Genomic DNA, 12,770 nt, shown 5'->3' on the forward strand with positions numbered 1-12,770 from the left:
TCTTATTGATGCTTAAAATTTGATATTATAAGTTATAGTCGGAATCGGTACAGAAAATATCGAAGTTTTATAGGCTTTTATTTGTCCGTCTGTAGTTACGAAAAATATCGAATAAGGATTGTTGCGCCCTAAAACATTGTACACCGAAATATTCCAGAAACTGTGAGTCAGTTTTTTGATTTTATGATTTCCTTCTATATTAAAACCAATATCTAATCGATAATAATCTGGTATTCTATATTTATTGCGATCACTGTAAATAGTGTACTGCATATCATTATAAATATAAGATCCAATAGGAAAGGTGATAGGTCTTCCAGACTGATAAATAAAATTGCTTGAAAGGCTGTATCTTTTAGTGAATTTATAGTTCAGAACAGCACTCACTTCATGTGGTTTGTCAAAATTTGTTGGAAAATAATGGCCATTATTTACTTTTTCATCAATAAATTCAGTATTTACTCTAATAAAAGTTCGCGCATAAGTATATCCAAGCCAACCATTAAGTTTTCCAATATTTTTTTTCACTAAAAATTCAATTCCATAAGCTTTTCCTTCACCTTGCAGAAGTTGAGTTTCTGTGTTTTCATTCAGCATTAAGTCAGAACCGACTTTATAATCTAAAAGATTCTTTGATTTTTTAAAGTATCCTTCGACACTTAATTCTAATTCGTCATCTTTCAGGTTTTTATAAAATCCTAAAGAATATTGTCTTGCTTCTTGTGGCTCAATATTCAAATCAGATAATTTCCATGCATCTGTAGGAGATTGCGTTGTGTTGTTTGTTAGTAAATGAATGTACTGATACGTTTTGTCGAAGCTCGCTTTTACAGAGAAATCATCATTGAACAAATAACGTAGGGCGATTCTTGGCTCAAATCCGCCATAGGTTTTGATGACTTCGTTTTTTTTATAATAATTTGTGCCAATTACGGTATTGTCATTCACTGGAGCATTTGGCTGATAAACACGTTGTGTTGATTCTCCCAATGCCGAATAAGTAGAATAACGAAGCCCAAGACTCACTAAAATTTTCTCGCTTATATTGTAGTTGTCCGAAAAATATACTGCAGATTCTAATGCTTTTTCACTCTCAATTTGAACAGGAATAATTGTCGATTGAGGACTTTTCGGATTAAGATAACCGGGGTCAACATTATAAAGTTTGCTCGAAATTCCGTAATTAAAAGCGTGCTTAGAATTCAGAGAATAATTTGCATTTGCAGTAAATTGAGTGTCATTTAATTTGTATCCATAATTAAATGAATCGGGAGTCCCGTTGTCAAAGTCAATATTGAATTTGTAATTACTATTGGTCAAGATGAAATCGACTTTGGTTTTTTCACTGAATGCATGATTCCATTTTAATGAAACTAATGCATTGCTGTATTTATAAACAGAATCAGAAGAAATACTAAAACGGTCCTTGCTGTAGTATAATGTTGATTCAATATTGTTTTTAGGATTTATTTTGTGGTTGTATTTTATAATGCCGTCAAAAAAGGCTGCTTGACTGTTTTTTAAATCCTCATTGTCTAGTTTTTTTAAAATCCAGTCCGAATACGTAGTTCTGAATCCAACCAAAACACTAGCTTTGTTTTTTATAATTGGAGCTCCAATAGCAAGATTGCTTGTAACTGATCCTATTCCGCCTTCGCCTGAAAATTTTTCGGGATTGCCGTTTTTAGAAGCAATATCAAAAACAGAAGACAATCTGCCCCCAAATCTTGCCGGAATGCTTCCTTTGTAAATATCAACTTTGCTTGTTGTATAAGGATTTACGGCAGAGAAAAAGCCTAAGAAATGTGAAGTGTTATAAAGAACGGCATTGTCCAAAAGAATAAGATTTTGATCATCTTTTCCTCCTCTCACATTAAATCCCGCCGAACCTTCTCCAGTTGTTTTGATTCCCGGCAAAGTAGTTGCGACTCTAAAAATATCTCTTTCGCCCAGGACCAACGGAATGTTTTTTATCTTTTCAACATCAATTGTTGAAACTCCAGCTATAACATCTTTTACATTTTTGTTTGCACTGGTCTTGACCACGACTTCGTCTAATTCGTTAAAACTTTCATCGAGAAATATATCAAGTTTTCCATCATCGTACATCATTACGGTTTCGGTGGTTTTTTTATGATTGACCAGCTCTATATCAATATAATTAAGGCCGTATGGAACAGTGATTTTGTAATTTCCATCATTATCTGTAACAGTACTACTGTTTTTTCCGCGAACTCTTACGGTTGCATTAGAAAGAATATTTTTTGTCTTGCCATTTTTTACAGAACCAGAAAGTGTGTACGATTTTAGTTCTGCTCCCTTTTTTTCTTTGCCCATATATACAATTCCCGAAACGTTTCGATTTCGCGTTATGGTATCATATTGCTGATGAAATATAGGTTTTGCTGATGGCTTATCAGATTGTGGTGTGGTTTTCTCAAAATAATCATCAGGCAGTGAAGTGTGAATTGTACTGCTTTTGGTCAAGATTATGACATTATTGCTTATGAAATAATTTAAAGTTGTTTTTTCAAAAAGATCACGCAATAAATCTTCAATAGAAACATTGTTGTACGTTTTGTTGATTAAAATAGGCTCGCTTTTAAGCCAATTCTCATCAAAATAAAATTTATAATTTGTTGCTTTTTCAATGTTTTCTAAAGCTGTCTTTAAATCAGCATTCTTGAATTCAATGGAGATTTTATTGCTTTTTTCCTGACCGAATATTAATGTGCAAAAAGCTAATAAAAAGATGGTAAGTATAGTTTTTCTCATTTTTAATTCGATTCAGTGGCGCGTAAATTGCTGATTTCTTTAATTAGATTTTCAATAAAAACTTTGTTATCTGATTCTTCTAGCCGATAATTATTGCTGTAATAATTTTTTATTTTGTTTTTGTATTCGGGGAAAATTTTGATGAGGTCATTCTTTGACGCTATTTGATAAAAAGTGTTTTTGTATTTTAATACAAACTCGTTTTTTTCTGAAAATGAATCCGTAGTAGAATTTGTAATTCCATCTGCAATTGATCTGTGGTCGATTACAGTTGATCTGTTTTTATGGTGTTTGATATAAAGTGCAATTGCTTCAGAAAAAAGGATTTCCTGATAATATCCATTCATAAAATCAGGACATGAAGGATTATTGTAATTTATATTAATGAATTTCTTGTCGTAAATTTTAAAACTGATAATATTTTGTTTTATCGTATTAATGCCTAGGTAGTCAAATTTTCCAATTGGTTTTAAAACTAAAATATCATTGTGAATGTCGTATTTTAAATCGACATTATTATATGTCTGGTTTTGATAGTCAAGAATTCCAGAAATATAATTGCCAGATAAAAAATAACAGTGTGTATTGTCTAAAGATCTGTATTGATTTACATAACGAGGACCGTTATATATAGCCAGGTTTTCATTTCCAATAGTTTTGTCAAACAGATTTTCAATAGATGCATTAGTGCTGTTGTTTTGGCTATAGGTCAAGGAAATATTTAAGAATAATCCAAATATTATGAATAAGATATTCTTTTTTTGGTAATTTTTCAAAGGATTGGTGGATTTTTGAATTTGTTTCGGTTAATTTCAAAAGTATAAAAAAAAAGTTACAAATGACACTTGAGTCTGTTAAAATGTAATATTTTTTCTATTTTTTGTTTAAGCAAATTCGGTTTTTTTGAAACAAATCAAAAAAAAACAAAATTAGTTTTTCAAATTGAAAAGAAATGAAAAGCCCCAATGCAATTGAATGAATTGGGGCTTTATTAAGAAATTTTTATAGGCTTATTCAATTTTGAATGTTTTATAAAAATGGACATAATTCCCTGTTTCAGTAAGTCCTTCCAAGATGATTTCATAATCTCCAGCAATATCAGAGGCATAAAATGGGATCGTTATTTCGTTACTATTAAGAGTCATATTAGGTTTCCAAAGCAATTGATGTCTGTAATCAGGAACTCGGCTAAGTATATTAGCAGTTTCGTATTTTGGTTCAAAATACACTTTTCCAGGTTCGGGTCTTAATATTGTCGTTTTTAAAATATTTTTATCAGAATAAATAGTCGCAAAATCTTTATTCTTTGTCGCGATACTAACAATTCCGTTGAATATTTTAGGACCGTAGCAATAAGGTCTGTCAACAACGCTAATGCTTTCAATTTGAAAAGCATTGTAATTAAGCAAGGCATTTATATTCTGAATTTGCAGTCCATCAACCAAAACTAAACACGGTTCAGGCGATTGTGTTGTATTATATCTGGTGTCTTTTAAATATAGTGAAGGAACTTGATTGTAATCTTTAAAATTAAGTTCGGTAACAATTTCTATTATTGTTTCTTTAAAAGTTCTAAATCTTTCAAAATCATCTAGATTGTATTTTTTATCAGTAGGCTGAAAAAAGAAATCTGTATTGATGGCTTCAATAAGGCTGTCTTTTTTTTGCGAAAAATACACGTTTTCTACTTGGGAAGCCAATGCTCGCTCTTGAATCGCTTTTAAGTTTTTGCTAGAAATTGATGTCTTGTTGGAGAAAATTAAATTTGATAAATCTGGACTTGGCGTTTTGTCTATTTCAATACTATAATTCTCTCTGTCAGTTTCTGACAATTGCACATAACATTCTGATACACTAGTTTGTTTGTCTATCAAAAAAATAAATTTTCCGTTGCTGTTTGTTTGGGTCGTTTTGAAGATGAAATTTTTTCCTGGAATGGATAGTGTAACTGTTTTAGAGTTTATATTAGAGTTTGCAATTTTCGGTTTCACATAGCCAGTTATAATTTCGCCTCTTGTTTCAGGCAGTACTGTTATATCTTCTTTTAAATTTACATTAGTAGTGACAATTTCATTATTCGAGTATGCAGGAATAAAATCTATTTTTCGGATATTTAAAAAGTAATTCCCTCTGTCCAATGTTTTTGGCAGTATAAGTGTAGCTTTTTCTCTTTTTGAGTATTTTTCTTTGTCAAGGTTTAAAACAATGTTCTCAGATGCATTTTTTACTTTGTTTTCATAAACGTCAAGTTTTTTGGAAGTGCTGTCAATAACCATATTGATATGTTCTTCAAATGGATTTATGATGGTAAAGTCTTTTTCGAAAAAGCTGTTCTGACTGTTGTTTAACATCCAGTTCGTGTAGGCAATAAGTTTGTAATTTCCCGTTGATAATGTTGTTGGGATAAAATAATCTCCAGATCCAATTCCGTTTTTTAAACTAATTTTAGTTTTAGATACACATTCTTTACGATCGTTAATTACCTCTAAATAGGCAACCTCACTAATATCAGAAAATATAGTCGTTTTGTTTAAACAGTATAATTGATAATATAATGTTTCACCAGTCAAGACTACAGTAGTATTGGTTTTAACTAATAGTGATTCTGTGCCCAAATTTGAATTATTTTGAGCGTTGCCTTTATAAGTGAAATTTACTATTAGTAGTAAAAAAACTAATTTGATATTTAATTTTCCCAAAATGAAGGTATTACGTTAGAAGAAAATGATGTACAATCGCCACATGCCTTTTCAACCATGTAGAATCCTGAAGACGTTAATCCGGGGCCATTTCCAAGATATTCATATGTTTTAAGTATCTCATAATTATTTTTTTCTATTTCATCAAAGCCAAAGAGTCTGGCATCGCAAGTTTTGAAATATTCAGTTGGCTTTTCTGAAGGAAAAAAATCTTTGAAACTAAAAAAAGTTCTTTTTTTAGAGACAGAAGCAACTTCAAAAAAACCGACAACTTTTTCCCGAATATCTGATGTCGATTTGATGTTTCCCACTACATATCCAGGCTGATTTGGAGATAGCAATTCTCCTGAGTCGATCATTTTTTTGGATTTATAATAATAATCATAGGCAGATTGGCTTTGCGTAAATTGTGAAACCAAAATACTGTAGCGATTTGTTAACATATAATCGGTGTCATTAATGAAACGGACAGGATATTTTACACGATCTTCAGTTAAATTGACCGTATTGGTTTGTCTTATTCCTGTAGAATGCTTGGTGGTGTAACAAACTTTGATGTTTGTGTCGACAGGAATTTTTTGATAGGTGTATTGGCCATTTTGTTGTATTAATTTAATACGTTCGTCTACCGCATATGGGGTTATTATTTTATAGGTTTCTTCATACTCGTAACGATAATATTTGGAAGTATTTGAAGGATCAAAACTTTTAACGTTTATCTGAATACCTCTAACGCCATCTTTTTCTGCGATTGCTGTTTCTAGATCAATAGTGTTTTGGGTTGTTAAAACTTCTGGCGAAGAAATGTATGATTTTCCGGATTTAGATGTGATTTTTAATTGATAGCTCTTATTTGGTTCGGCTTTAAATTCATTTGCAGAAATATATTTTCCGTCTTTTTCATCAAAATGAAATACATTGCCATCGCTGTCAGCAACAGTAACAATGGCTCCTGATTCGGTTTTTTTTACTGTATCGTTAAGAAATCTTGTTCTTGAAATGTTTATTTCCTGATGTTTTAATTCGTTTGTTATTGTGGCTTCAACAGTAATTGCATCTTCAAAATCTTGGTTTTGAAAAACATATTGCTCTGTACAGCCCGATAAAATAACACACGCAAAAAGAGCCAAAGTCGTTTTTTTGATTATTGATAAATTCATATTGATAGGATAAATGAATTAAAATTTAATGTTGTACGTTATTGTCGGAATTGGAACAGAAAAAATTGATGTTTTATAAGCTTTGATTTTTCTATCTTCAGTAACAAAATAAACGTTATATGGATTGTTTCTTCCTAGAACATTATAAACTGAAAGATTCCAGAAACTATGAGCGAGCTTTTTTATTTTGTGATTTCCTTCAAAATTAAGACCGATATCCAATCTGTAATAATCTGGAATTCGATATTGATTACGATTGCTGTATAAAGTAAAATCCTCTCCGGCAAAATCATAAGACCCAATTGGAAAAGTAACAGGTCTGCCGGTTTGATAAACAAAATTAGTTGATAAACTGTATCTCTTTGTGAATTTATAATTTAAGATAGCGCTAAAATCATGCGGTTTGTCATAATTCGTAGGAAAGTAATTTCCGTTATTTATTTTTTCAGAATCAAATTTGCTATCCAATTTTATTAAAGCTCTGGAATAGGTATAGCTCAACCAGCCATTGAAATTTCCTTTTTCTTTTTTGACCAAAAATTCAATTCCGTATGCTTTTCCTTCTCCTTGAAGAAGTTCTGTTTCGATGTTTTCATTCAAAAATAATTCGGCACCAACTTTATAATCCAGAATGTTTTTAGATCGCTTATAATAACCTTCAATACTCAATTCTAATGATTTTTCAATTATATTTTTGAAAAGTCCTAACGAAAATTGATTTGAAGATTGTGGTTCAGTATTTAAATCCGAAAGTTTCCAAACATCCATTGGAGATTGAGTCGTATTTGTTGACAGTAAATGCATGTATTGATACGTTCTGTCAAAACTTGCTTTTATAGATAAATCGGGAAGTATAAAATAACGAGCGGAAATTCTAGGTTCAAAACCTCCATACGTTTTTATAGATTCATTATTTGAATAAGTTTTAGTATCAATAACAGTTCTTTCAGATTTAGGAAGATTGTCTTGATAAATGTTTTGCGTTGAAGGACCAAGTGCTGAATAAAAAGAATAACGCAAACCTAAATTGATTAAAAGTTTATCATTAACCTTATAGTTTTCGGTAAAAAATAAAGCCGACTCTAAAGCTTTTTCCTTTTCCAAAGTTTTGTTTTTAATTTGAGAATCACCGTTTGTAGGCTCTAGAAAACCAGGATTAACATTGTAAATTTTACTGCTGATGCCGTAGTTAAATAAATGCTTTTCATTCAGAATGTACTTCATTTTAAAAACAAGCTGAGTTTCATTGATTTTATAACCATAATCGAATGATTTTTCAGGTTGAGAATCGTAATCGATGTTGAATTTATATTGGCTATTCGTAACAATTAATGAAGATTTATTTTTAGCATTGAAATCATGATCCCATTTTACTGTTGCTAATAAATTGCTGTATTTGTAAATAGAGTCGGAATTGATGCTGTATTTGTCATGACTATAATATAGAGAGGTTTCTAGATCATCTTTTTTGGTGATTTTATGGTTGTACTTCAAAAGCAAATCATAAAAAGAGGCTTGGCTATTGTCGAGTTCAGGATCTTTGATGGTCTTCAAAATCCAGTCAGAATAACTTCCTCTACCGCCAAACATCAAGCTTGATTTTCCTTTTACTATCGGAATTTCAAGTGTAACATTACTCATTACTGGGCCAATTCCAGCTTCGCCAGAAACTTTTTCGGTGTTTCCATTTTTAGATTTAATATCAAAAACAGAAGAAAGACGTCCTCCAAACTCTGCAGGAATGCTTCCTTTGTATATATCGGCTGATTTTGTTGTAAAAGGATTTACAGAAGAAAAGAAACCCAAAAAGTGAGATGGATTGTATAAAGAAGCATTATCCAGTAAAAACAAGTTTTGGTCGTCTTTTCCTCCGCGAACATTGAACCCCGCAGAGCCTTCTCCTGCTGTTTTTATTCCAGGAAGCGTTGTTGCAACTTTAAAAATATCTCTTTCACCTAAAATTAAAGGCACATTTTTGATGTTTTCGATATTAATAGTGGTGAGACCTGCAACTGCTGAGGTTGTATTTTTTGTTCTCTTATTTTCGATGACAACCTCTTTAAGTGCATTTACATTTTCGTCTAAATTAAAATCGACTTTTCCATTGCTATAAAGTACAATCTTTTTAATTTTTGACTCATGTTTAATCGATTGTGTTTCAATTATGTTGATGCCGGCCGGAACTCTAAAACTATAATAACCATTCTCATCACTTGTTGTACTTATATCCTTATCCTTTACTTTAACAATAATATTATATTCAGGTTTTCCTGAAATTCTATCTCTAATGTAACCAGAGAGGGTATAAGATTGAGATGCATTTATTAACGATTGTTTTCCGAGGGAAATAATGGAATCTGAATCTTTCTTAGAATCATTTAGATATTGCTTATTGTAAATGGGGACAATTTGTGAATTTGGAGTTTTATTGACGTTTATGTTATCAGCATTTTTAAAATAATCCTCCGTTATAGAGTTTGATATTAAAAGACCATTGCTTAAAATAATATTGTTTCCGTCAATAATGTAATTTATAGTGGTGTTATTGAAAATTGCATCTAAAATTACAGAAATAGAGGTATTATTAAATTCCGCTGAAATAAGTTCAGTATCAGATAGCCATTTGTCATCAAAATAGAAATGAAAAGAAGTATTTTTCTCGATTAGTTCAATGGCTTTTTTTCGAGTTGCATTCGAATATTGTATAGAAATGTTTTTTTCTTGTGAAAAAAGAACGATTGGTATTAAGAAAAATAAATAGAAGATAAAGTGATTTTTCATTTAGATTTTGGAATAGAGCTTATAAATTGTTGTCAATAAATTGTATCAAATCTGCTTTGAACTGGTATGGATTTGTCTCTTCCAGAATTTTATTTTTTTTGTAATAATTCTTTATTTCTTTTTTTAGTTGAGGAAATGCTGTGAGGATTTCTTTTTGGGTATTTACAGCTGTAAATGTTGAATTATAAAGAAGTTGATAATCACTGTACTCTTTGAACTCTGTGTACAAACTAGATTCTATAATGATTTCTTTGGCAGTTTTAAAATGTTTGATATATAAGGAGATGTTTTTGCCTAAATATTTTTCTTCAAAAAAACCAGTGATGATTTTTGGGAATTTATATTTACTGTCAATATTGACAAATCTCTTGTCTTCAATTAAAAAATAATCTGTTTTTTCATTTATGAGAGTTATACCGAATGTGTCGTTGTTTTCGAATGATTTAACAAGTTGATCTGTGTATATATCATACTTTATCGGGATATTTTCATAAAGCTGATTGTCATAAAAAACCGTTCCTTTAACAAAGTTTTTGTGTGAATAATAATTGTGGGTGGTTTTTAAATTATAAAGATCAATGTAAATTTTGCCATTATTGATGTTTAAAATCTCTTGGCCAACTATTTTGTCAAAATAATTGGAGACTTCTTTTTTTTCATTAGTTTGAGAAAAACTGCTGCTTGAAAGGAATAGTAGAATGATAATTATTGTTGAGTAATTTGTGATTTTCAATGATAGGTTTTTACAATATAGTTTGAATTTAAAAGAGGCAATAATGAATAAGATTGTTTTAATTTTTGACCTTGCAATACCTTTTCTCATTAAGATTTTAGTTTTGTGTAGCTGTTTTCTATATAAAACTATGTTAATAACATTTTGGTTTAAAATAAATTAAACCAACAGCATTGATTTTTAAACCAACAACATTATTTAGCCTATAATGCGTTTCTCAAAAATGTTGTAGGCTAGTGTTTTAAGCGTTTGATTTAAGGTTGGGAAGTCATATAAAAACGAAAAACCCCAATTCAACTAAATGAATTGGGGTTTCCTATGAATAAACCTTTAGTAAACTAAGATCTGATTACTCTTTTTTCTCCTCACGTGGAGGTCTTGGAACAAGCGCTTTTTTAGACACTTTTTCTTTTTTAGTTTTAGGGTCAATTCCTAGGTATTTCACTTGGAAAACATCTCCCATTTTAACTACGTCAGCTACATTTTCTGTACGCTCCCAAGCTAGTTCAGATACGTGAAGCAATACTTCGTTTCCTGGTGCCGCAGTATATTCAACTACAGCTCCAAAATCTAGCATTTTGATTACTTTAACTTCGTAAGCTTCTCCCATTTGAGGTTTGAAAGTTAAAGCGTCAATTTTAGCCAATACAGTTTTGATGCCTTCTGGATCAGTTCCTAAGATTTCAACAACTCCTTGTTCATCAACTTCATTGATTACGATAGTAGTTCCAGTAGCTTTTTGTAATTCTTGAATTACTTTTCCTCCAGGTCCAATTAACGCTCCAATAAAGTTTCCAGGAATAGTTCTAGTAATGATTTTTGGTGCATGAGCTTTAACATCTGCTCTTGGAGTTGCGATAGTTTCAGTTAATTTTCCTAAAATGTGCAAACGTCCGTCGCGAGCTTGAGATAATGCTTGTTCCATAATGTCATAACGTAATCCTTCGATTTTGATGTCCATTTGGCAAGCCGTAATACCGTCAGCAGTTCCAGTTACTTTAAAGTCCATATCTCCTAAGTGATCTTCGTCACCTAAGATGTCAGACAATACAGCAAATTTCTCACCGTCAGTAATTAATCCCATGGCAATACCAGAAACTGGTTTTACCATTTGAACTCCAGCATCCATAAGAGCCATTGTTCCAGCACAAACAGTTGCCATAGAAGAAGAACCATTAGATTCTAAAACCTCAGAAACAACACGAATTGTATAAGGACAATCTGCAGGGATCATATTTTTTAAAGCTCTTTGAGCTAAGTTACCGTGACCAACTTCTCTTCTTGAAGTTCCTCTTAATGGTTTTGCTTCACCAGTTGAGAAAGGAGGGAAGTTATAGTGTAAGTAGAATTTCTCTTCACCTTGCTCGCTAGGCGAGTCGATTTGATTAGCTTCTCTAGAAGTTCCTAAAGTTACTGTGGCCAAAGCTTGAGTTTCTCCACGTGTAAATAAAGATGAACCGTGAACTCTTGGCAAGTAATCCGTTTCACACCAGATTGGTCTGATATCTGTAGTTTTTCTACCATCTAAACGAACGCCTAATTCTAAAACAACGTTACGAACAGCTTCTTTGTTTGTTTTGTAGAAATACTTAGAAACTAAATCTCCATCAGCAGCTAGTTCTTCCTCAGTAAATAAAGCTTTTACTTCTTCTTTTACTTCAGCAAATGCAGCGCCTCTTTCGTGTTTAGCTGAACCAACTTTTGCGATAGCATAGATTTTATCGTATGCTGCAGCTTTCACTTTTTTGTAAATTTCTTCGTTTTCTTTCTCACCTTCGTAAGTACGAATTTCTTTTTTACCAAAAGCTTCTTGTAAACGGTATTGCGCTTGAATTTGAACTTTGATAGCTTCGTGAGCAAATTTAATAGCTTCGATCATTTCAGCTTCTGAGATTTCTTTCATCTCACCTTCAACCATCGCTACAGAATCCATAGAAGCACCAATCATCATGTCGATGTCTGATTTTTCTAATTCTTCTCTGCTTGGGTTGATTACTAATTTTCCGTCGATACGCGCTACACGTACTTCAGAAATCAAGTTGTAAAATGGAATGTCTGAAACTGCTAATGCTGCTGATGCTGCTAAACCAGCTAATGCATCTGGCATAACTTCTTCGTCATGAGACATTAATTGAATCATAACTTGTGTTTCAGCATGGTAATCGTCTGGGAAAAGCGGACGCAATACACGGTCAACTAATCTCATTGTTAATACTTCGCTGTCGCTAGGACGAGCTTCTCTTTTAAAGAAACCTCCTGGGAAACGACCTGCTGCTGCGAATTTTTCGCGGTAATCTACCGTTAACGGTAAAAAATCAACACCAGGGTTTGATGTGCGAGCTGAAACTGCTGTTGCAAGAATCATAGTGTCGCCCATTCTAACTACTACAGAACCATCAGCTTGTTTAGCTAAACGTCCTGTCTCGATTGTGATGCTTCTTCCATCACCTAAATCGATCTTTTCTACAAATAATTGTGGAATCATAAATTTTTTCCTTTTTGATTATACAATGGGTTTTAGTTGTGTTGTAGTTGTTGTTGTGTGTAGTTGTTGTTATCTAAAACCCAATGAAAAACCAAACTTTTTTTCTTGTAATATGCTTATTATAAACAGCAGTAATG

General features: G+C 31.9%; 7 protein-coding genes. All 7 read right to left on the reverse strand.

The genetic code is table 11. The features are described 5' to 3' along the window. Window positions 1-12: 12 nt before the first annotated feature. Entirely contained in the window at window positions 13-2,775 is a 2,763-nt protein-coding gene (locus EYY60_RS17965) for a TonB-dependent receptor (RefSeq protein ID WP_132990675.1), read from the reverse strand. A gap of 2 nt (window positions 2,776-2,777) precedes the next feature. Next, window positions 2,778-3,551 (reverse strand): hypothetical protein, encoded by a 774-nt coding sequence (locus tag EYY60_RS17970; RefSeq protein WP_132990676.1) that lies wholly within the window; start codon window positions 3,549-3,551, stop codon window positions 2,778-2,780. Window positions 3,552-3,785: 234 nt separating this feature from the next. Then, window positions 3,786-5,390, reverse strand: a complete 1,605-nt coding sequence (locus tag EYY60_RS17975; protein WP_132990677.1) for a hypothetical protein — start codon at window positions 5,388-5,390, stop codon at window positions 3,786-3,788. Window positions 5,391-5,461: 71 nt separating this feature from the next. Continuing rightward, entirely contained in the window at window positions 5,462-6,634 is a 1,173-nt protein-coding gene (locus tag EYY60_RS17980) for a DUF4249 domain-containing protein (RefSeq protein WP_132990678.1), read from the reverse strand. Between the two features lie 18 nt (window positions 6,635-6,652). After that, entirely contained in the window at window positions 6,653-9,415 is a 2,763-nt protein-coding gene (locus EYY60_RS17985) for a TonB-dependent receptor (protein ID WP_132990679.1), read from the reverse strand. A 19-nt stretch (window positions 9,416-9,434) separates the two neighbouring features. Further along, a complete protein-coding gene (locus EYY60_RS17990; RefSeq protein WP_132990680.1) occupies window positions 9,435-10,238 on the reverse strand; it encodes a hypothetical protein in 804 nt (267 codons plus the stop codon). Between the two features lie 259 nt (window positions 10,239-10,497). Then, window positions 10,498-12,633, reverse strand: coding sequence for a polyribonucleotide nucleotidyltransferase (locus EYY60_RS17995; protein ID WP_132990681.1), 2,136 nt, complete (start codon window positions 12,631-12,633; stop codon window positions 10,498-10,500). Between the last annotated feature and the right edge of the window lie 137 nt (window positions 12,634-12,770).

Origin of the sequence: Flavobacterium zhairuonense (assembly GCF_004352915.1) — a bacterium.
Taxonomy (GTDB): Bacteria; Bacteroidota; Bacteroidia; order Flavobacteriales; family Flavobacteriaceae; genus Flavobacterium; species Flavobacterium zhairuonense.